Origin of the sequence: Streptomyces sp. NBC_00878 (assembly GCF_026341515.1) — a bacterium.
Lineage (GTDB): Bacteria > Actinomycetota > Actinomycetes > Streptomycetales > Streptomycetaceae > Streptomyces.
In genome coordinates this window covers 9,850,058-9,870,203 of record NZ_JAPEOK010000001.1, presented here as the reverse complement: position 1 = coordinate 9,870,203, position 20,146 = coordinate 9,850,058, and the positions used below count along the sequence as shown (strand labels likewise).

17 protein-coding genes and 1 pseudogene are annotated in these 20,146 nt (G+C 71.2%); 8 read left to right on the top strand and 10 right to left on the bottom strand.

The window, feature by feature from the left end:
- Window positions 1–6: 6 nt before the first annotated feature.
- Window positions 7–399: an MMPL family transporter gene (locus OHA11_RS43005; RefSeq protein ID WP_266506309.1), complete on the bottom strand. Its 393-nt coding sequence runs from the start codon at window positions 397–399 to the stop codon at window positions 7–9.
- A pseudogene (locus OHA11_RS43000) lies at window positions 399–1,430 on the bottom strand (MMPL family transporter); the annotation flags it as partial. The gene OHA11_RS43005 and the pseudogene OHA11_RS43000, both read right to left, overlap by 1 nt.
- 92 nt (window positions 1,431–1,522) lie before the next feature.
- Here OHA11_RS43000 and OHA11_RS42995 point away from each other — a divergent pair.
- The gene (locus OHA11_RS42995; RefSeq protein WP_266506307.1) at window positions 1,523–2,260 is read left to right on the top strand and encodes an AfsR/SARP family transcriptional regulator; all 738 of its coding nucleotides are present in this window, start codon (window positions 1,523–1,525) and stop codon (window positions 2,258–2,260) included.
- Here the strand turns inward: OHA11_RS42995 and OHA11_RS42990 are convergent.
- A complete protein-coding gene (locus OHA11_RS42990) occupies window positions 2,206–2,949 on the bottom strand; it encodes a TetR/AcrR family transcriptional regulator (protein ID WP_266506305.1) in 744 nt (247 codons plus the stop codon). The genes OHA11_RS42995 and OHA11_RS42990 overlap by 55 nt on opposite strands.
- A 174-nt stretch (window positions 2,950–3,123) precedes the next feature.
- Here OHA11_RS42990 and OHA11_RS42985 point away from each other — a divergent pair, with 174 nt between their 5' ends.
- Window positions 3,124–3,579: a nitroreductase family deazaflavin-dependent oxidoreductase gene (locus tag OHA11_RS42985; RefSeq protein WP_266506304.1), complete on the top strand. Its 456-nt coding sequence runs from the start codon at window positions 3,124–3,126 to the stop codon at window positions 3,577–3,579.
- A 216-nt stretch (window positions 3,580–3,795) separates the two neighbouring features.
- On the opposite strand, the gene OHA11_RS42980 is transcribed toward OHA11_RS42985, so the two are convergent.
- Window positions 3,796–4,998, bottom strand: a complete 1,203-nt coding sequence (locus tag OHA11_RS42980) for a geranylgeranyl reductase family protein (RefSeq protein WP_266506303.1) — start codon at window positions 4,996–4,998, stop codon at window positions 3,796–3,798.
- Between the two features lie 177 nt (window positions 4,999–5,175).
- On the opposite strand from OHA11_RS42980, the gene OHA11_RS42975 reads away from it, so the two are divergent.
- Window positions 5,176–6,531, top strand: a complete 1,356-nt coding sequence (locus OHA11_RS42975; RefSeq protein ID WP_266506301.1) for a dipeptidase — start codon at window positions 5,176–5,178, stop codon at window positions 6,529–6,531.
- Between the two features lie 159 nt (window positions 6,532–6,690).
- Here the strand turns inward: OHA11_RS42975 and OHA11_RS42970 are convergent, their stop codons facing one another.
- Both OHA11_RS42970 and OHA11_RS42965 read right to left on the bottom strand, forming a co-directional pair.
- The gene (locus OHA11_RS42970; protein ID WP_266506300.1) at window positions 6,691–7,731 is read right to left on the bottom strand and encodes an NUDIX hydrolase; all 1,041 of its coding nucleotides are present in this window, start codon (window positions 7,729–7,731) and stop codon (window positions 6,691–6,693) included.
- Window positions 7,732–7,885: 154 nt separating this feature from the next.
- Window positions 7,886–8,080: a hypothetical protein gene (locus OHA11_RS42965; RefSeq protein WP_266506298.1), complete on the bottom strand. Its 195-nt coding sequence runs from the start codon at window positions 8,078–8,080 to the stop codon at window positions 7,886–7,888.
- 350 nt (window positions 8,081–8,430) lie between these two features.
- On the opposite strand from OHA11_RS42965, the gene OHA11_RS42960 reads away from it, so the two are divergent.
- The gene (locus OHA11_RS42960) at window positions 8,431–10,497 is read left to right on the top strand and encodes an NPCBM/NEW2 domain-containing protein (RefSeq protein ID WP_266506296.1); all 2,067 of its coding nucleotides are present in this window, start codon (window positions 8,431–8,433) and stop codon (window positions 10,495–10,497) included.
- Window positions 10,498–10,645: 148 nt separating this feature from the next.
- Here OHA11_RS42960 and OHA11_RS42955 read toward each other — a convergent pair whose 3' ends face one another.
- Entirely contained in the window at window positions 10,646–11,605 is a 960-nt protein-coding gene (locus OHA11_RS42955; protein WP_266506294.1) for an ROK family protein, read from the bottom strand.
- A 202-nt stretch (window positions 11,606–11,807) separates the two neighbouring features.
- On the opposite strand from OHA11_RS42955, the gene OHA11_RS42950 reads away from it, so the two are divergent.
- Both OHA11_RS42950 and OHA11_RS42945 read left to right on the top strand, forming a co-directional pair.
- Complete coding sequence (locus OHA11_RS42950) at window positions 11,808–12,872, top strand: LacI family DNA-binding transcriptional regulator (protein ID WP_266506293.1); 1,065 nt, start codon at window positions 11,808–11,810, stop codon at window positions 12,870–12,872.
- A 3-nt stretch (window positions 12,873–12,875) separates the two neighbouring features.
- Window positions 12,876–13,688 carry a hypothetical protein gene (locus tag OHA11_RS42945; protein WP_266506291.1) on the top strand — a complete coding sequence of 271 codons (813 nt, stop codon included), beginning with the start codon at window positions 12,876–12,878 and terminating at the stop codon, window positions 13,686–13,688.
- On the opposite strand, the gene OHA11_RS42940 is transcribed toward OHA11_RS42945, so the two are convergent.
- Together OHA11_RS42940 and OHA11_RS42935 are read right to left on the bottom strand one after the other, a co-directional pair.
- Complete coding sequence (locus tag OHA11_RS42940) at window positions 13,634–15,526, bottom strand: serine/threonine-protein kinase (protein ID WP_266507828.1); 1,893 nt, start codon at window positions 15,524–15,526, stop codon at window positions 13,634–13,636. The genes OHA11_RS42945 and OHA11_RS42940 overlap by 55 nt on opposite strands.
- A gap of 202 nt (window positions 15,527–15,728) precedes the next feature.
- Entirely contained in the window at window positions 15,729–17,003 is a 1,275-nt protein-coding gene (locus OHA11_RS42935) for a CynX/NimT family MFS transporter (protein ID WP_266506289.1), read from the bottom strand.
- Window positions 17,004–17,140: 137 nt separating this feature from the next.
- Between OHA11_RS42935 and OHA11_RS42930 the strand changes: the two genes are divergently transcribed.
- A complete protein-coding gene (locus tag OHA11_RS42930) occupies window positions 17,141–17,611 on the top strand; it encodes an Lrp/AsnC family transcriptional regulator (RefSeq protein ID WP_266506288.1) in 471 nt (156 codons plus the stop codon).
- A gap of 16 nt (window positions 17,612–17,627) precedes the next feature.
- Here OHA11_RS42930 and OHA11_RS42925 read toward each other — a convergent pair whose 3' ends face one another.
- On the bottom strand, window positions 17,628–18,932 hold the full coding sequence (locus OHA11_RS42925; protein WP_266506287.1) for an aldolase/citrate lyase family protein: 1,305 nt from the start codon (window positions 18,930–18,932) through the stop codon (window positions 17,628–17,630).
- Window positions 18,933–19,160: 228 nt separating this feature from the next.
- Here OHA11_RS42925 and OHA11_RS42920 point away from each other — a divergent pair, with 228 nt between their 5' ends.
- On the top strand, window positions 19,161–20,072 hold the full coding sequence (locus OHA11_RS42920) for an endonuclease/exonuclease/phosphatase family protein (RefSeq protein WP_266506285.1): 912 nt from the start codon (window positions 19,161–19,163) through the stop codon (window positions 20,070–20,072).
- The last annotated feature ends 74 nt before the right edge of the window (window positions 20,073–20,146 follow it).

Here is a 20,146-nt window from a genome sequence, read left to right as displayed (position 1 = left end):
TGGTGATCACACGTACTCCCCGCGGAGTACCCGCTCCGGCTCGGGCTCGGTGGCTTCCCTGATCCGGAAGCGGCGCAGCGGCTTCGGCGCCCACCAGTTCGCGCGCCCCGCGAGTCGCATCGTCACCGGCAGCAGGACCACCCGGATGAGGGTCGCGTCGACAAGGATCGTCAGGGCCGTACCGATGCCGAGCTCCTTCAGGAAGACGACGCCTCCGGTGGCGTACGACAGGAAGGAGAGCGCGAGGATGCCGGCCGCCGCCGTGATCAGCGGGGCGCTGCGCCGGATGCCCTCGGCGACCGCGATTCCGGTGTCACCGGTGCGGTCGTGTTCCTCCTTGATACGGGACAGCAGGAACACCTCGTAGTCCATCGAGAGGCCGTACGCCACGCAGAACATCAGCACCGGGATGCTCGGCTCGATGGAACCGGTCGGCGTGAAGCCGAGCGCTCCTCCGGCGCACCGGTCCGCTGCCCGTCGCGGTAGGTGCCGGAGGGTGCGTCGACCTGGAACACGCCCGGGATCGAGGAGAGTTCAGCTGCGTAGGCGCGCGTGGCGGCCGTGGTTGTGGCACTGGTGGTCGTTGGCGGTTTCGTGAGGACGACCTGAATGGTGTCGGTCGGCTCGGCAGGGAATTCCTCGTGCACGATCTCGGAGGTGGTCCGCGAAGACGTCCCTTCGGGGAGGGTCCGCTCGTCTGGGAGTCCGAAGCGCAGCCCCGGGAGGGGCGAGGCGGCGAGGAACAGCACGGTGAGCACTCCGGCACCGGCGAGCAGCGGGCGGCGCATCGCGGCGAGTGCCGTGCGGTGCCAGAAGCCGGACGTGCGTGCGGCGGGCCGTTCGACCCGGTGGCCCCAGCGAGCCAGGGCCGCGGGCAGGAAGACCACCGCTCCGGCCACCGCGGTCACCACGACCAGGACACCCGCGTACGCGAACGAGCTGAGGAAGAAGAACGGGAACACCAGCAGCGCGCACAGCGACACCGCCACCGTCATTCCGCTGAACACCACCGTGCGCCCGGCGACCGCGGTCGCCCGCACGACGGCGTCGGGCTGCGGGCGGGCGGCCGCTCGTTCCTCGCGGTAGCGGCTGATCACGAACAGGCCGTAGTCGATGCCGAGTCCGAGGCCCAGGACGAGGGCGAGGTTCGCCGCGAACGTCGACACCTCGGTGAACTGTGCGATCGCCCGCAGCCCGGCGAGTGTGCCGAGTACGGACATCACACCGACCGCGACGGTCAGCAGGGCGGCCGTGGTGCGCCGGTAGACCAGGAAGAGGAGGAGCAGGACGGCGGGCAGTGCGAAGAGTCCGGCGCGCAGGAAGTCGGTGCGGGCCTGTTCGCCGACCTGGCGTGAGATCTCCTCCTGACCGCCGGCCTGGACGGTGAGTTCGTCGGTCGTGCGCGTCAACCGCGGTGAGAGGGTGGCGAGTTGTTCGCGCGCTTCGGTGGCACTGCCTTCGAGGCGGACGAGGACGAGCGCGCGACGGCCTGCGCTTCGAACTGCTCGGCCCGCTCAGGGCGTTGCGCGACGGAGTCGAGGTGCCGCTCGGCCCGCCGAAGCAGCGCGCCGTACTCGCCGTACTGCTCCTCCAGGAGGGGCGCCCGATCTCGTACGACGCCCTGGTCGAGGCCGTGTGGGGAGGCTCCCCGCCGCTGTATGTGCGCAACCTCGTGCAGAAGTACGTCTCCGGGCTGCGCCGATCCCTGGGCGGCGCCGCGGAGTTGGTGTGGACGGGCAGCGGCTACCGGCTCACCGGCGCAGACGCCGACGACCTTCGGGAACGGCGGCGGTGGGTGGACGAGGCGCTCGCCGCGCGCGACGCGGGTGACTTGCGGCGCGCCGGTGAACTGGTCGAGCGGGCCGAGGAGTTGTGGCGCGGCGAGTTCGCGGAGGGCCTGCGGGCGCCCTACCTGGCGGCGGAACGGCTGCGCTGGGCCGAGAAGCGGCTCACGGTGCTGGAGGCCCGGCTGGCCGGCGCGATCGAACTCGGCAGGTCCTTCGGGTACGTCCATGAGCTGGTCAGGCTGGTCGCCGCGCACCCGCTGCGGGAACGGCTCGTGGAGCTGCTGATGCTCGCGCTGTACCGGACGGGCCGCTCCTCGGACGCGCTGACCGCCTACGAGGCCGCACGGCAGCGGCTCGCCGAGGCGCTGGGCGCGGACCCGGGGCCACCGCTGCGGTCACTGCACGCGCGGATGCTCCGTCAGGATCCCGATCTGCTGCCCCGGCCGCTCGTGCCGCCCGTGCCGGTGTCCTGAGGGAGCACGAGGCCCACGCCATGGCCGAGTTGGGCGGCGGCGTGCCGGAAGAACGTCGCGCGGTCCGCGACCATGCGGTTGAACTGTCCGAACAGCTCGAAGCCGACAAGCCCGTAGAGCTGCGCCCAGGCTGCGACGAGCGCGGTGATCACCGCGGGCGGCAGGTCCGGGGCCAGCTCCTGGGCCAACTTCTTCGCTTCGGGCCCGAGTTCGGCGGGCAGCGGAGGAAGGGCGACGCCTGCGCCCTGGTGCGCGTCGCGGACGATGGCGATGAGGAGCAGCCCGACGCGGGACGCCGCCGGCAGGGTGGTGTCGGGTGCGGTGTAGCCGGGCACGGGCGAGCCGTAGATCAGCGCGTACTCGTGCGGGTGCGCAAGCGCCCACTCGCGTACCGCCTCGCACACCACGGTCCAGCGGCGGATCGGGCGGGCGTCGGCCACCTTGGCGTGCGCCGCCTCGGCGGAGGCGCCGAGCGAATCGTAGGCGTCGATGATGAGCGCGGTCAGCAGGTCGTCGCGGCTGGGGAAGTAGCGGTACAACGCCGAGGAGACCATGCCGAGCTCGCGGGCCACGGCCCGCAGGGAGAGCTTGGCCGCGCCTTCCTCGGCGAGCTGCCTGCGTGCCTCGTCCTTGATGGCCGCGGTGACCTCGATCCGGGCTCGGGCGCGGGCTCCTCGTGCGGTACTCATGCGAGGCAGTGTCCCACGTTTTCAGAGCAGTGCACACAAACAAGAGCGGCGCACACAAATATGAGCGCCGCACTCAATCGAGAGCACTGCTCTTGCTTTGGATCACCGATCTCGTGCACACTGCTCGCAAGCGAGAGCAGTGCTCACACTTTCCGCTTCCAGGAGGAAGTCACCATGGCCACGTCCACGCATGTGAAGAAGCCCGGCTGGTTCACCGTGAACGTCCTCAACCGGACCGTGGCCTGGCTGACCCGCCGCGGTTTCAGCGTCTGGGGCTCCCGGGTCCTGGCCGTCCGCGGCCGCAAGAGCGGCGAGTGGCGCACCACCCCCGTCAACCTCCTGACCGTGGACGGCCTGCAGTACCTGGTCGCGCCGCGCGGCCACGTCCAGTGGACGCACAACATGCGGGCCGCGGGCGGCGGCGAGCTGCATCTCGGCAAGAAGGTGGACACGTTCACCGCGGTCGAGGTCGCCGACAACGACAAGGTCCCGCTGCTGCGCGCCTACCTCAAGCGCTGGAAGGCCGAGGTCGGCGTGTTCTTCAACGGCGTCGGCCCCGACTCGTCCAACGAGGAGCTGCGGCGCATCGCCCCCGACCACCCGGTCTTCCGGATCACCGTCAAGAGCTGAGCCGAGACCCTCGGCGTGCCTCAGACCCTTCGCCGCGCGGCGTGAAGCCCTTCGCCGCGGGCTGAACCGAAGCCGCCAGTCTCGTTCGGATCCCCCGGATCCCTCGGATCCCCCGGACCCCCCGGATCCCCCGGATCCCCCGGACCCCCCGGATCCCCTGGATCGCTCAGGCCCCTCAGGTCCGTCCCGCAGGTCCTTCGCACCGCGCTCGGGCCGTCACCGGTCGAGCGCGGTCAGAGCGCGCCCGGCCATCGGATGCGTCCGCACGATCTCGCCCAGCGAGGTGGATCCGCGGGCGATGCCCGCGAACGCCTTCCAGGCGGGCCGGAAACCGGTGAGCGCGGCGTGGAACATACCGGGCCGCCGCTGGAAGATCGTGAGCAGGCGCTTGCCGACGCTCATCTCGACGCCGAGACCCGCCTTGATCGCGAAGGCGTAGTTCAGCGCCTGCCGTCGCGCGTCCACCGCGTCGTGCGCCTCCGCGATCCGCACGGCCCACTCCCCCGCGAGCCGCCCCGAGCGCAGCGCGAAGGAGATGCCCTCGCGGGTCCACGGCTCCAGGAGCCCCGCCGCGTCCCCGCACACCAGCACCCGCCCCCGCGACAGCGGTGAGTCGTCGGCGCGGCAGCGCGTCAGATGCCCGGACGAGATGCTCGGCTCGAACCCGGCGAGACCCAGCCGGGCGATGAAGTCCTCCAAGTACCGCTTGGTGGCGGCGCCTTCACCGCGCGCCGAGATCACTCCGACGGTGAGCGTGTCGCCCTTGGGGAACACCCATCCGTAGCTGCCGGGAAGGGGACCCCAGTCGATGAGGACCCGCCCCTTCCAGTCCTCCGCGACCGTGTCCGGCACCGGGATCTCCGCCTCAAGGCCGAGGTCGACCTGATCGAGCTTCACCCCGACGTGTGCCCCTATCCGGCTGGCGCTGCCGTCCGCGCCGACCACGGACCGGGCCAGCACCGTCTCGCCGTCCTGGAGGACGACGGCCACCGTGCGCCGGTCGGGGACGGCCGAGCCGTGCTGCTCGACCCGCGCGACCGTGACGCCCGTACGCAGTTCGGCGCCCGCCTTCTGCGCGTGCTCGACGAGTTGCTGGTCGAACTCGGGCCGGTTGATGAGCCCGAAGAGCATCTGCTTGGAGCGACGCGTGCGCGTGAACCTGCCGTCGAGCGAGAACGTCACCGCGTGCACCCGGTCCCGGAACGGCAGCTCGAAACCGGGCGGCAGCGCGTCGCGGGTGGGTCCGATGATGCCGCCCCCGCACGTTTTGTAGCGGGGCAACTCCGCTTTCTCCAGCACCAGGACGCGGCGCCCCGCGACCGCCGCCGCATAGGCGGCCGAGGCACCCGCGGGCCCCGCGCCGACCACGACGACGTCCCATACCCGCTGTGCGTCGTCCGAAGAGTTCTCGCTGCTCACGATGGTCTGCTGCTCCGATCCAGCCGCCTGCCGCACCTATTCCACGCATCCTACGGCCGCGTCCGGTGAGGACCACTGTGGGAGGATCTGCAGCGTATGCAACCGCGCACCCCCGTACGCGCGTGCATCCCAGACGTACCCATCCGCACAACGTCGCACCCACGAGGAGCGTGCCCCATGCCGTCGAATCCGGTCGCCGAGACCGTCGCCTCGTTGATGCCCAGGGCGAAGGCGGAGCTCACCGAGCTGGTGGCCTTCAAGTCGGTGGCGGACTTCGACCAGTTCCCCAGGAGCGAGAGCGAGGCCGCCGCGAACTGGGTGGCCGCCGCGCTGCGCACCGAGGGCTTCCAGGACGTGGCACTGCTCGACACCCCCGACGGCACCCAGTCGGTGTATGGCTGCCTGCCCGGCCCCGAGGGCGCCAAGACCGCCCTCCTGTACGCGCACTACGACGTGCAGCCGCCGCTCGACGAGGCCGGCTGGGTGACACCGCCGTTCGAACTGACGGAGCGGGACGGCCGCTGGTACGGGCGCGGGTCCGCCGACTGCAAGGGCGGCCTCGTCATGCACCTGCTGGCGCTGCGCGCGCTCAAGGCGAACGGCGGCGTCCCCGTCCACGTCAAGGTGATCGCGGAGGGTTCGGAGGAGCAGGGCACGGGCGGCCTGGAGCGGTACGCCGAGGAGCACCCCGAGCTGCTGGCCGCCGACACGATCATCATCGGCGACGCGGGCAACTTCCGGGTCGGCGTCCCCACGGTGACGACCGCGTTGCGCGGCATGACCCTGGTCCGCGTCCGGGTCGACACCCTCGAAGGCAACCTGCACTCCGGCCAGTTCGGCGGCGCCGCCCCCGACGCACTGGGCGCGCTGATCCGCGTACTGGACTCGCTGCGTGCCGAGGACGGCTCGACGACGGTGGACGGGCTCACGAGCGATACGCGGTGGGAGGGCCTGCAGTACGACGAGGAACGGTTCCGCAAGGACGCGAAGGTGCTCGACGGTGTGGAGCTGATCGGCTCGGGCACGGTCGCCGACCGCATCTGGGCGCGTCCGGCCGTGACCGTGCTCGGCATCGACTGCCCGCCGGTGGTCGGTGCCACCCCGTCCGTGCAGGCGGGCGCCCGCGCGCTCGTCAGCCTTCGGGTGCCGCCGGGCGTGGACACGGTCGAGGCGACCAAGCTGCTCCACGCCCACCTGGAGGCGCACACGCCGTGGGGCGCGCGGGTGCGCACCGAGCAGATCGGCCAGGGCCAGCCGTTCCGCGCCGACACCACCAGCCCCGCGTACGGGGCGATGGCAAAGGCGATGAGCGTCGCGTACGACGGTGCCGAGATGCAGTACGCCGGTCAGGGCGGCTCCATCCCGCTGTGCAACACCCTCGCGTCCCTGTATCCGCGGGCGGAGATCCTGCTCATCGGGCTGAGCGAGCCGGAGGCGCAGATCCACGCCGTGAACGAGAGCGTGTCGCCCGAGGAACTGGAGCGGCTGTCCGTCGCGGAGGCGCTGTTCCTGCGCAACTACGCGGCGAGCTGACCGAGTTGACCCGGCGGGCGCGCCCCACAACACAACCGGGGCACGCCCTACGTCCTTCGTCCGCCCCTCGTCCCCTTACACCGCGCGTTGCACCGCGCGTCCCTCGTACACCCCGCGTTTCTCGTACGCCCTACGTCCCTGACCGTCGCCGGGACAGAGCTACCCCTTGGGAACCCCGGCTTCCAGGTACAGCGCGGCTCCCCGTTCCCGTGCGCGCAGCGCCCAGCGCAGTCGCTCGTAGCGGACGGGCGGCAGCAGTCCGGCGGCCTCCTCCTCGGTGACGAAGCGCCAGGCGCGCAGTTCGGGGCCCGGCAGCAGCATCCGCCGGGCCTCATCGCCCTGGAGCCGGCCGCCGTCGTAGAGGAGGCGCAGTCCGCCGTAGGCGGGCGGTACGGGAGGCTCCCAGTCGACGACCAACAGGCTTGGTACGTCGACGAGTTGGATGCCCGTCTCCTCGGCGACCTCGCGGATGCCCGCGCGCGCGGGTGCCTCGCCGGATTCGACGACGCCGCCCGGGAACTCCCAGCCGGCCTTGTAGGTCGGGTCGACGAGCAGCACCCGGTCCTGCTCGTCGAAGAGGAGTACGCCCGCGGCGACGGTCTCCGAGGTGGGCTCGGGGGTCTGCACGATGTCGCAGACGGGGACGGTTCCGCCGCTCACGGCCTCGGCGATGCGCACGGCAGCCTCGTAGGGAGTGAGCGCGCTGGTGTCGACCGGGTGGGCGTCGGCGGTGAGCCAGCCGGCCAGGGCGGCGTGGTAGGGCTCGATGTGGTCGTACGACCACTGCCGCACCCGTATCTCCCCGTCGGGGAGGTCGGGCGGTATCTCCCGGTCGGCTATTCGCGCCCGCAGGATCGTTTCCGCCGGGGCGAGGAGCACATGGTGCACCGCGATCCTGCGGGATGCCAGTCCGCCGAAGATCTCGTCGCGGTAGTCCTGACGGAGCAGTGTCATGGGGACCACGAGTACGCCCCCGAGTTCGGCGAGCATCGCGGCCGCGGTGTCGACCACGAGCCGTCGCCAGATCGGCAGGTCCTGGAAGTCGCCGACCTCGGCGAGGCGCTTGGCGGGCAGGAGCTGCGTCAGCTCGGCACCGATGAACTCGGGGTCGAAGACTGTGCTGTTCGGGATCAGGTCGATCAGTTCCCGTGCGGTGGTCGTCTTCCCCGCACCGAACGCACCGTTGATCCAAACGATCACGGTTCCCCCTCTGCTGTTGGCCCCCTGAGGCTTGCCCGCTCCACCCTGCCACGGAAACCAGGCCGTGAAGAGGTCGCGTTCGACGGGTCGGACGCATGCGAAAGCCCGGCCCTCGCAGGGCCGGGCTGCTGGTCGGGACAGACGGGCCCGTAGGTCAGCCCCGCTCCTCCTGAGGTTTGTCGTCCATGGCCGGACTGCCGTCACTGACCGTCTGGTCGACGGCGCTGAGGGTGTCCTGTACGTCGAGGCTGCCGAGGGCGTCGGTCTCCGCGGAGTGGGACGGCGTGACGGCCGCCACCACGAATCCGGCGGCGAGGGAGGCGATGGCGAGCATGCTGCGCTTCTTCATGCCCGGTTCAACTGCCGAGCCGCCCATGGGTCACGGTCGAGCTTTCCGGCCCCACCGTCATCCTGTCGCCGAGCCCAGCGACATCCGATGTCCTGACGCACTGTCAGCCACCACGGCCGCCCTCGGACGATGACGACGCCGAGAGCCCTCCCCTGGCCCAACTCAACACAACCGCACGCGCGACTTGGATCTCACACCCTAATTGGCGCAGGGTCAAGGGTTTTGACGGGATATCGAACAACCACTACCGCACCCCTTCCACCACAGTGCAACACCTCCTACCATAACCGCGCACGGATGACGCGGACATGCGGACATCCAACCTTTCGCGAGTACGGAGGAACGTAACGATGCGTCACCTTCCCACCCGCACGACTCGCCGAAGAGCGGTCGGCGCGCTCACCGCGGGGCTGCTCGGCGCCCTGGGGCTGACCGGCCCGGTCCTGACCGCCAACGCCGAAGCACCGACCGGAGCATCGACCGTCACGTCAGCGGCACTGGCCGCACCGGCCGCGGACGACAGCCTCGCCCTCACCCCGCCCATGGGCTTCAACAACTGGAACTCCACGCACTGCCGTGCGGAGTTCAACGAGGACATGGTCAAGGGGATCGCGGACATCTTCGTCGACAAGGGGCTCAAGAGCGCCGGGTACGAGTACGTCAACCTCGACGACTGCTGGGCGCTGCCCGCCCGTGACGCCAACGGCAAGCTGGTGCCGGACCCGGCCCGCTTCCCGGGCGGGATCAAGGCGGTCGCGGACTACGTACACGCCAAGGGACTCAAGCTCGGCATCTACACCAGCGCGGGCACGAAGACGTGCAACGACGCGGGTTTCCCCGGCTCGCTCGGCCACGAGTACAGCGACGCCCAGCAGTTCGCGGACTGGGGTGTCGACTACCTGAAGTACGACAACTGCAACAACCAGGGCGTGGACGCCAAGCAGCGCTACACGACGATGCGCGACGCCCTGAAGGCCGCCTCCGGGACAACCGGCCGCCCCATCGTCTACAGCATCTGCGAGTGGGGCGAGAACAAGCCCTGGGAGTGGGCGGCGGACGTCGGCCAGCTGTGGCGTACGACCGGGGACATCAGTGACAACTGGGGCTCGATGCTCTCGATCATGAAGCAGAACCTGCCGCTCACGCAGTACGCCGGTCCCGGGCGGTGGAACGACCCCGACATGCTGGAGGTCGGCAACGGCGGGATGACGGACACGGAGTACCGCACGCACTTCTCGATGTGGTCGATCATGGCCGCGCCGCTGCTCATCGGCTCGGACCTGCGGTCCGCCTCCGACGAGACCTTCGACATCCTCGGCAACAAGGAAGTCATCGCGGTCGACCAGGACCCGCTCGGCAAGCAGGGCGCCGTGCTCTCCTCCGAAGGCGGCCGGTGGGTCGTCGCCAAGGAGATGAAGGACGGCAGCCGCGTGGTCGCCCTCTTCAACGAGACCGGCAGCCCCCAGCGCATCGCCACGAACGCGAAGGCCGTCGGACTGCCCGAGGCGGACGCCTACAAGCTGCGCGACCTGTGGCAGCACAAGAGCTACAACACGGCCGGCGCGATCTCGGCGACCGTCCCCGCCCACGGCACGATCCTCGTCCGCGTCTCGGCCGACGGCCGCTGGGCCAAGAACCCGCCCGCCGTCGAACTCGGCCTGGACGGCAGCACGTTGACCGAAGCGGGCAAGCCGACCGCCTTGACGACATCGGTCACCGACCTGGGCCGCACGCCCGCGAAGCGCGTCTCCGTCTCCCTGACCGGACCCGAGGGCTGGAAGGTGAACGCCAAGTCGCCGACCACGGCAGGCTCCCTCCCGACCGGCAGGGCGCTGCGCACCAAGTGGACGGTGACCGCGCCCGTCGGCACGCCCCCGGGGTCGTACGACCTGACGTTGAAGGCGAAGTACCGCTCTCCGAGCGGGGCGCGGGCCGAGAGCGTGCTGCCCCTGACGGCGTCCGTCGCCGTGGCCCCGCCCTCCGGCACCTCGCAGCTCGGCGACCTTCCCTGGCTGTCGGCGCTCAACGGCTGGGGTCCCGTTGAGCGCAACACCAGCAACGGCGAGGACGCGGCGGGCGACGGCACGCCCCTCACCATCAACGGTGTCGTGTACGCCACCGGGCTCGGCGTCCACGCGGACAGCACCGTCGAGTTCTACACCGGCAAGGCCTGCGAGACCGTCACCGCACAGGTCGGCGTCGACGACGAGGAGGGCACCGACGGGTCCATAGCCTTCGAGATCTGGGCCGACGGCACGAAGGCCGCATCGACCGGCGTACTCACCAACGCCGACGCGGCGCAGGCCATTTCGGCCGACGTGAGCGGAGCACAGGTGGTACGTCTCGTCGTCACGGACGGCGGCAACGGAATCACCTCGGACCACGGCGACTGGGCAGACGCACAACTCACCTGCTGACACCGGCCCGTTGCGGACCGGTGCGGGCCAACCAATCAGTTCCCCGCGCCCCGAGACACCCAGGGGCGCGGGGAACTGCGCGACCAGCCCCCACCGGCCGGCACATCACCACGCTCGGATAACCGAAATCCCGAAGTCCGAGGGCAACTCAGCCACCAACCCCCGCGGTTGTAGCGCTCGGCCGACGGCTGAGAGCCGCCGCGGCCGCGCCGACAAGCCCCGCATCCGTACCCATCTGCGCGGGCGTCACGGTGAGCCGCTGCACGAACGACAACGTGGCGTAGTCACGCAGCGCGGCACGCAAGGGCGTGAACAGGACGTCACCCGCCTTCCCCACTCCCCCGCCGATCACCGCGATGTCGATCTCCACCAGGGTCGCGGTCGCCGCGATACCGGCGGCCAGCGCCTGCGCGGCCCGCTCGAAGGACGCCACCGCGACGGGATCGCCGGCGCGGGCGGCGGCGGCCACCGCGGCGGCGGAGGCGTCACCCTCGGCCCCGGGCCGCCAGCCGCCCTCGACGGCGCGGCGCGCGATGTTCGGACCGCTCGCGATGCGCTCCACACAGCCGCGGGACCCGCACGGGCAGGGGTCGCCGTTGAGCTCCACGCTGATGTGGCCGATGTGACCGGCGTTGCCCGTGGGCCCGGGGTGCAGCTGCCCGCCCAGCACCAGGCCGCCTCCGACGCCGGTGGAGACGACCATGCAGAGCGCGTTGTCGTGTCCGCGGGCCGCGCCCTGCCAGTGCTCGGCCGCGGTGATCGCCACGCCGTCGCCGATCAGCTCGACGGGAAGCCCGCTCGCGGCGGCCCTGACCCGCTCGACCAGGGGGTAGTCGCGCCAGCCGGGTACGTTCACGGGGCTCACGGTGCCCGCGGAGGCGTCCACCGGGCCCGCGCTGCCGATGCCGACGGCCGTGGCACGGCTCCACAGCGGCGAGACGGTCAGCTCGCCGAGCACGGCGTCGACGGCCGCCATGACGGTGTCGCCGTCCTCCTGCGCGGGCGTCGGTCGCTGGGCGCGCAGCAGGATCCGGCCGTGGCCGTCCACCAGCGCTCCGGCGATCTTGGTGCCGCCGATGTCGAGCGCGGCCACGAGGTCGGTGTGCATCAGTGTGAGTTCTCCCGTTGGGATCCTGTGTGGACCATGAGGAAAGGGCAGGCCGGTCGCGCGGTGGGGCAGGGTAGGAGAGTAATCCGGTGATTGCGATGGACAGTCTCTCTCGCATCTGACAACGTTGTCCAGGCTCTATGCTCGACGCCACACCCCGATCTGGCGACCAACCGAGCATCCTCAGGACCGACGCAGCCCCATGGACTACAGGACAGGACAGCGCATCGTGGCCGAGACCGCACGCCGAACCGAGAGCCGCTACGGCAACCGTCCGACGATGAAGGACGTCGCGGCGCGTGCCGGGGTCGGCCTGAAGACGGTATCGCGTGTAGTCAACGGCGAGCCCGGAGTCACCCCGGACACCGAGCGCCGCGTACAGGAAGCGATCGACGCGCTGGGCTTCCGGCGCAACGACAGCGCGCGGGTGCTCCGCAAGGGGCGCACGGCGAGCATCGGCCTCGTACTGGAAGATCTCGCGGACCCGTTCTACGGCCCGCTGAGCCGTGCGGTGGAGGAAGTTGCCCGCGCCCACGGCGCCCTGTTGATCAACGGCTCCAGCGCCGAGGACCCGGACCGCGAGCAGGAGCTGGTCCTCGCGCTGTGCGCGCGCCGCGTGGACGGGCTCGTCGTCATCCCGGCCGGTGACGACCACCGCTATCTGGAGCCCGAGATAAAGGCGGGGGTCGCCACGGTCTTCGTGGACCGCCCGGCCGGCCAGATCGACGCGGACGTCGTGCTCTCCGACAGCTTCGGCGGTGCGCGCGACGGCGTCGCCCACCTCATCGCGCACGGCCATCGCCGGATCGGGTTCATCGGTGACATGCCGCGCATCCACACCTCCGCCGAGCGTCTGCGCGGCTACCGCGCCGCCATGGAGGACGCCGGGATCCCGGTCGAGGACGCCTGGATGTCCCTGGGCGTCACCGACCCGCAGCGGGTACGCACGGCGACCGAGGACATGCTGTCCGGTTCCTCCCCCGTCACCGCGATCTTCGCGGGCAACAACCGGGTGACGGTCACCGTCGTACGGGTCCTCGCCGAGCGGCCCCGCTCCGTCGCCCTGGTCGGTTTCGACGACATCGAGCTCGCCGATCTTCTCCAGCCCGGGGTCACCGTTGTCGCCCAGGACGCCGCGCAGCTCGGCCGTACCGCCGCCGAGCGCCTGTTCCGTCAGCTCGACGGCTCCCTCGTCCTGCCTGAACGCATCGAGCTCCCGACGCGTCTGATCACCCGCGGCTCGGGCGAACTGCCGCCCGCGGACTGACCGATGACGCCTCCGGACAAGGATGCCGACCGCACCCTGGAAGCCCTCGGCCTCGCCGAAGCGCCGCGCGACCACCCGCTGGCCTATCCGGGCGCGTGGCCGCGGGAATCGGGACTCCTGGACGGGGACCGGCTGTTGCCCCTCACCCGCCACACGTTCCCGGACCGCGTCCCGGTCCTGGCGGTCGGCTCCAACGCCTGCCCCGCTCAACTCCGGCACAAAATGCGGGAGTACGGGCTGTCGTCCCCGATCCCGCTGGTGAAGGCTCGGGTCACCGGGTTGGAGGTGGGCGTCTCCGCGCACGTCAGCGCGATGGGGTACGTGTCCGCGTCGCCCTTCCACGCACCCGGGCACACCCGCGAGTTGTTCCTCACCTGGCTGGACCCGGCGCAGCTCGCGGCGGTCGACGCGAGCGAGGGAGTCACGGCCCCGGCCGGTGCGTACGACCGCGTGCCGCTGCCCGCCGCCGATGTCCGGATCGAGCTGGAGTCGGGCGCCACACTCGACGGCGCCCACCTCTACGTCAACCGGCGCGGAGTCCTCCACGACGGTACGGGGACACCGCTGAGGCATCCCGGCGAGCGGCCGCTGCTCACCGAACTCCTCGCCGGGTCACCGCGGTTGCGGCACCTGTTCGGCACCACACCCGAGGAGTTCTGCGCGCGGGCCCGCGGCGATCTGCGGCTCTGTGCCGCGGGCACCCGGCTGTTCGCCGACGAGGGGTGGACGACGGCTTCCGGACTGGAGAAGTACGTACGCGATCAGCAGACGGGCAGTCCTGGCAGCGGCGCGTCGTTGTCGCCACCCTTGATGTAGACGTCGCTGACGAAGACGTCCGTGTTGCCGCTGTCGTCGTCGGTCTGCGCCCACCAGACGTTCGTCCACTCGCCGTAGGTCTCACGGCGGCCGAGGTTCCGCTGGCAGTAGAAGTAGTTGGTGCCCGCGTTGAGAGTGCCCACCTCGGCGCCCGCGGCGGTGTAGGACGTGGCGGTCTTCCAGACCTCGCAGTTGTACTTGCCGCCGCCGACGGCCTCACAGACCGGGGCGGGGCTGGGGTCGTCCCCATCGGGTGTGTCGTCCGAACCGTCGTCTCCGGTGGCACCGTTGGTCGGCTTGGGCGTGGTGTCCTCGGCGCGCTCCTGCTCCCCGCTCGGCGTCGCGGACTCCACCTTGTCGCCCTGTTCCGTGCCGAAGCCGTTCAGGAAGGCGACGGTGACGCCGGTCGCCGCCAGAACGACGGTGACCGCGGCGGCGGCGAGCAGGGTTCTCCCCTTGCGCCGGGGAGCGGAGGACTGGGCCACCGAGGTTGTCACGGAGGAGCCTCCGGCCACAGGGCCATGGCCGGCCGGCTGCTGAGCCCCGGGCGCCGTCCCGTCGTCCACGGTCGGGAATCCGGGTTCGGATCCGCTCCCGGCGGAGGCCGATACCGAAGCCGGCGCCGATACTGACGCCGATTCCGAAGGCGATATCAAGGTCGCCGCCGAGACGCCCGTTCCGCCGCCCGGCGTCGGGGTTGCGGACCCCGGTGAACTCGCCGCCTGAGCTCCGGGCCCGAACCCACCGGCGCCCGCGGCGCCGAATGCGGGCTCCCCCGAACCCGTACCTGTACCTGTACCCGCGACCCCAGTCCCCGCCTCGCTCTGATCCGGGGCGCCGAAGCCCGCCTGGCCCGCCACCGGAACGCCGATCCCGGAGCCGTTCGACTGCCCGGCCCCCGACCCGTCCGTGCCAGCGGGCCCGAAGCCCGCGGCGCCCGGCTCCGGTGGCCCGAAGCCCGGCCACACCGCCGGCACGCTCCGCTCCGTCGTCTCGCGCGGCCGGGGCGCGGGCGCGCGAGACCCTCTCGTCGCCGAGTCGCGCTCGGTCGAGTCCGCCACCGCTTGCAGCAGGCGGCACGCTTCGTCGGCGGTCGGGCGTGACTCCGGCTGTTTGTCCATCAGTTGCCGCAGGACAGGGCCGAGCGGTCCGGCGCGCGGCGGCTCCGGCAGCGGTTCGGCCACGATCGCCGTGAGCGTGGACCAGGTCGACGTACGGCGGAACGGCGAGGTGCCCTCCACGGCCGCGTACAGGGTCGCGCCCAGAGCCCAGATGTCGGAGGCGGGACCCGGGTCGTGTCCCTGGGCCCGCTCGGGTGCCAAGTAGTCCAGGGAGCCGACCAGTTCGCCGCTGCGGGTGAGATGGGTGGCGGAGCCGTCGCCCGGGTCCTCCATCGTGGCGATGCCGAAGTCGGTGAGGACGACCCGGACGGAGCGGTCGAGCAGGATGTTGCCGGGCTTCACATCACGGTGGAGCTCTCCGACGCGGTGGGCCGCGGAGAGCGCGTCCATGACCTTCGCGCCGATACCGGCCACCTCGCGCGCGTCGAGGGTGCCGCGCTCGCGCTGGATGTCGTCCAGGGACGGCCCGTCCACCAGCTCCATGACGATCAGCGGCCGGCCGTCGACCTGGGCCACGTCGTGCACGGCGACGACTCCGGTGTGGCGGACCCGGGCCGCCGCGCGCGCCTCGCGCTGCATGCGCAGCCCCAGGTTGGCCAGTTCGGGCGGGGCCGCGTCCGAGAACGTCCGCAGTTCCTTGACCGCGACCTCGCGGTGCAGGACCTCGTCGAGGGCGCGCCAGACGATGCCCATGCCGCCGCGGCCGAGCTGGGCCACGACGCGGTACCGCCCGGCGAGGAGCCGACCGATCCCGTCGGGCTGGTCAGACCCGTCCGGCCGGTCCTTCTGCCCTGGCTGTTGGTTCTCCCCCGAAGACACCGCTGCCCCGTTCTTGTGTCACATCACTGAATGCCTGACAGCCTACGGGGCGGAAGTGACAGCCGTGTGGGGGCGCTGTGGCTGTGACGCGGTCGCTACTTCAGGAGGCTGTTCCTCGAAGGTCTCGATCCTGAGTGCCTGATCGTGAGGGTTCAGGCCTGAGGCGGAGAGTGAGGACAATGCCCGCGGCCGCGCAGGCACAGGTCAGCCACCAGGTGGAGTGCCAGCCGCCCGTGCGGGTGGCCAGCCATGCAGCAAGGGTGGGGCCGACGAAGCTGCCGACGTTGAAGAGCTGCTGGACCAGACCCATGGTGGCGGGAGCGGAGCCGCCGGTCGGCGTCAGGTCGCCGATCATGCGCAGCAAGGTGGCCGGTATCGCGCCGCCGGTCAGCGAGAAGGCCACGACGCACAGGAACTGCCAGGCGGTGCCTCCGGGGACGGTGTGCCAGTGGACGGCGAAGGCCGACAGCGATGTGGTGGCCATGAGGGTGAAGGCGGGGATGAGGAGGGCGCGGGCGGGCAGGCCGCGTTTCATGAGGGCCGCGTTGGCGATCGAGCCGATGGCGTTCGCCGCGCCGACCACGGCACTGAGGACGCCCGGCCAGCTGCCCGTCATCCCGCCGTCCTGGTAGATGGTGGGCAGGAACCCGACCACGGCCATCCACTGGAGGGTGTAGCAGGCGAAGACGAGGCCGGCCGTCCAGGGGGCGGGGGCTCGGACGGTGCGGCCGACGCGGCTGATGGCGGTGCGCGCGAGGGTGGTACGGGTGACGGTGGCCGCCCCGCCACCGGTACCGCCCGCGTCGTCGAGGGGCACGCGGGCCAGGATCCAGGGCAGCGGCGCCAGCGCGAGTACGGCCATGGCCCACCACCACACCCGCCACGGCACCGCCTGGAGGACCAGTGCGCCGGTGATGAGCCCGGCGAAGGTGGCGATGCCCTGGTAGGCGCCCCAGAAGCCCATGGCCTTGGTGAAGCGGCCCGGTGGGGTGCTGCGGCGGATCAGCCCCGGGCCGGTCACCACCGCCAGGATGAAACCGGCGCCCTCGACCGCCCGGGAGGCCAGCAGGGGAGCCGCCGACCAGGCGAAGCCGCCGCCGGCCGATCCGAGGAACAGCAGGACAAGACCCCCGATCAGACAGCGCCGCTCGCCGATCAGTTCGGCCAGGAGCGAGACGGCGAGTCCACCGAGCATTCCGGCCAGCTGGACGATCCCGAGCAGGGTCCCGGCCTGGACCAGGGTGAGCGACAGGTCGTGCCGCAGGAACGGGAGCGCGGGCGGCAGCTTCCACACCTGCAGCCCGGCGGCGACCCCGGCGGCCACGACGACGATCCAGGCACTGCCGGTGCCGGTGGGGTGCGTCTTCAAGGCCATGGCGGGTGTCCTTCATCAGGGCGGGGGCGCGGAACGCCCACCACCTTGACCACACACCAGGACATTCGCGCAATACAGCCCTGATTCACTGCGACAGATGCTCAATCCAGTGGCTCTTAGATGACATAATGCGCACCATGACACTGATGGACCCCTTGGATGCCCGGATCGTCCTGGCCCTGGACGACGACCCGGACGCCACGATCCTCGCCCTGGCCCAGACCCTGGGTGTGGCCCGGAACACCGTGCACGCCCGGCTGCGGAGGATGGCCGCCGACGGCACGCTCAAGCCCTTCAGCCGACGCGTCGATCCCGCCACCCTGGGATACGGCCTGGTGGCGTTCATGTCGCTCACCGTGAGCCAGGCCGAGCCCGCCGGCGTCCACGAGGGGCTGCTCGCCCTCCCCGAAGTCATCGAGGTGCACTACACCACCGGCGACGCCGACCTCCTCGCACAGGTGGTCGCCAAGGACACCACGGACCTGCACCGCGTCACCAAGGCGATCCTCGCCATCGACGGAGTCGACCGGACCAGTACCGCCATCTCACTGGCCGAGGTCATCCCCTACCGGCCCCGGTCCCTCCTGCGCCGCCTGGCGGACGGATGAGCCCCTCGGGGCCGCCCTACTTCGCCGAGATGGTCTGGTCACCGCGCCTGGGGGCCGCGAAGCTCTCCAGGTCGGCGCGGGTCAGGCCGGTCGCGCGGGCCACCTCCGCGACGTCGAGGGCTCCGCAGTCCAGGCCGCGCAGGAGGTAGCCGCTGAGGGCCTTGGCGGTGGCGGGCTCATCCATGACATCGCCGCCGGCGCGGTTGGCGTACCGGGCGAGACGGGCCGCGGCCTGCTCGAAGCCCTCGCGGTAGAACGCGAAGACGGCCGCGTAGCGCGTCGGGATGTGTCCGGGGTGCATGTCCCAGCCCTGGTAGTAGGCGCGGGCGAGGGCTCGGCGGGTGAGGCCGTAGTGCAGCCGCCAGGCGTCGTGGACCTTTGCCGTCGGGCCGACGGGCAGGACGTTGGTGGAGCCGTCCGAGACGCGGACGCCGGTACCCGCGGCGGCGACCTGCATGATCGCCTTGGCGTGGTCGGCGGCCGGGTGGTCGCTGGCCTGGTAGGCGGCGGAGACGCCCAGGCAGGCGCTGTAGTCGAAGGTGCCGTAGTGCAGTCCGGTGGCACGGCCCTCGGCGGCCTGGATCATACGGGCGACGGTCGCGGTGCCGTCGGTGGCGAGGATGGACTGGCTGGTCTCGATCTGGATCTCGAAGCCGATCCGCCCCGGCGCCAGGCCGCGTGTCTTCTCGAACTCCTCCAGGAGCCGGACCATCGCGGTGACCTGCTCGGCGTACGTCACCTTCGGCAGCGTCAGGACCAGTCCGTCGGGCAGGCCGCCGGCGCCCATCAGCCCGGTGAGGAAGATGTCGAGCGTGCGGATGCCCCGGTCGCGGACGGGCGCCTCCATGCACTTCATACGGATGCCCATGTACGGGGCCGCCGTGCCGTTCTCGTACGCCTCCGAGACCAGCCGTGCCGCGCGGGCCGCCGCCTCGTCCTCCTCGGCGTCCGGGCGCGGGCCGTACCCGTCCTCGAAGTCGACGCGGAGGTCTTCGACGGGCTCGTGCTCCAGCTTGGCGCGTACGCGGTCGTGGACCGGCCCGGCGAGGTCGTCCGGGAGGCCCAGGACGGCGGCGAAGGAGTCGGCGTCGGGTGCGTGTTCGTCGAGGGCGGCGAGGGCCCGGTCGCCCCAGGAGCGGATGGTGTCGGCGGCGAAGACGTCACCGGGGACGTACACGGTGTGGACGGGCTGGCGGGTGCCCGGGTCGCCGGGGTAGCGGCGCTCCAGCTCGGCGTCGACCGGGGCGAGGGAGGCGCTGATCTCCTCGCCGACCGTGCCCGCGAGGCTCGTCGCCACCTTCTCCTGCTGGCCCTGGCCCATGCCACGCCCTCCTGTTTTCCGCTCCACGGAATCAGTTATCCGTAGATCGAAGTTATCCGCGGACCTTCGCGCCGGTCAACATCCCTTGGACTTCTCCCGGGGGCCATCCCAGGATCTCGACATGTTCACGCCTGGCTTCGACACTGCGATGCGCACGACTCGTCCGCTGTCCGCAGCAGAACCGGCGTCCCCCACAGGAACCGGCATCGGCCACAGAAGGAGCCATCCGTGCCCCATCGCAGTCGAGTCTCGCGCCGCCTGGGTCTCCAGACCGCCCTCGCCGCGGCGGTCACCCTTCCTCTGTCCAGTACAGCACTGTCCACCACACCCGCCGCCGCGGCGAACCGAGAGCCCAGGAGCAGCCGCCTGGACGTCATGTCGTTCAATCTGCGCTACGCGAGCACCGTCGAACCCAACAGCTGGACCGTGCGCCGCCCCGTGACGCGTGAGCTCCTGCGCCGGGAGCAGCCTCATGTCATCGGCGTCCAGGAGGGCCTGTACCAGCAGGTCCGCGACATCGAGGCCGACCTCGCACCGCACTACGACTGGATCGGCACGGGCCGCGCGGGCGGCAGCCGCGACGAGTTCATGGCGGTCTACTACGACACCCGCAGACTGGCCCCCGTCGAGTACGACCACTTCTGGCTCTCCGACACCCCGAACGTGATCGGCTCGAACACCTGGGGCGGCGGGTCCATACGCATGGTGACCTGGGTCCGCTTCCGCGATCTGGGCGACGGGGACCGGCAGTTCTACGTCCTCAACACCCATCTCGACAACGCGAGCCAGAACGCACGCGCGCGTGCCGCGGCACTGATCGCCCAACGGATCGCCGGGCTCGACCGTTCCCTGCCGCTCCTGGTGACCGGCGACTTCAACGTCGCCGCCCACAAGAACCCGGTCTACGACACCATGCTGGGCGCCGGACTCGTCGACAGCTGGGACACCGCGGCCGAGCGGAGCGAGCTGTACGCCACGTTCCACGGCTACCGACCCCTGACCCCGGACGGCGACCGCATCGACTGGATCCTCGCCACGCCCGGCGTGACCACGCACCGGGCGTCGATCAACACCTTCTCCGTGAACGGCCAGTTCCCGAGCGACCATCTGCCCGTCCAGGCGTCGCTGACCCTGGCATGAGTCGAGGCCCCGGTGACCGTGACGGTCGCCGGGGCCTCGACCCGGGAAGTGCCTGCGGAGTACCTGTGCGGTAC

Excerpts from the sequence above, each read along its gene's own strand:
- OHA11_RS43005 (WP_266506309.1), bottom strand. The coding sequence starts at position 399 with ATGTTCTGCGTGGCGTACGGCCTCTCGATGGACTACGAGGTGTTCCTG.
- OHA11_RS42990 (WP_266506305.1), bottom strand. The coding sequence starts at position 2,949 with ATGAGTACCGCACGAGGAGCCCGCGCCCGAGCCCGGATCGAGGTCACC.
- OHA11_RS42985 (WP_266506304.1), top strand. The coding sequence starts at position 3,124 with ATGGCCACGTCCACGCATGTGAAGAAGCCCGGCTGGTTCACCGTGAAC.
- OHA11_RS42975 (WP_266506301.1), top strand. The coding sequence starts at position 5,176 with ATGCCGTCGAATCCGGTCGCCGAGACCGTCGCCTCGTTGATGCCCAGG.
- OHA11_RS42965 (WP_266506298.1), bottom strand. The coding sequence starts at position 8,080 with ATGAAGAAGCGCAGCATGCTCGCCATCGCCTCCCTCGCCGCCGGATTC.
- OHA11_RS42960 (WP_266506296.1), top strand. The coding sequence starts at position 8,431 with ATGCGTCACCTTCCCACCCGCACGACTCGCCGAAGAGCGGTCGGCGCG.
- OHA11_RS42955 (WP_266506294.1), bottom strand. The coding sequence starts at position 11,605 with ATGCACACCGACCTCGTGGCCGCGCTCGACATCGGCGGCACCAAGATC.
- OHA11_RS42950 (WP_266506293.1), top strand. The coding sequence starts at position 11,808 with ATGGACTACAGGACAGGACAGCGCATCGTGGCCGAGACCGCACGCCGA.
- OHA11_RS42945 (WP_266506291.1), top strand. The coding sequence starts at position 12,876 with ATGACGCCTCCGGACAAGGATGCCGACCGCACCCTGGAAGCCCTCGGC.
- OHA11_RS42935 (WP_266506289.1), bottom strand. The coding sequence starts at position 17,003 with ATGGCCTTGAAGACGCACCCCACCGGCACCGGCAGTGCCTGGATCGTC.
- OHA11_RS42930 (WP_266506288.1), top strand. The coding sequence starts at position 17,141 with ATGACACTGATGGACCCCTTGGATGCCCGGATCGTCCTGGCCCTGGAC.
- OHA11_RS42925 (WP_266506287.1), bottom strand. The coding sequence starts at position 18,932 with ATGGGCCAGGGCCAGCAGGAGAAGGTGGCGACGAGCCTCGCGGGCACG.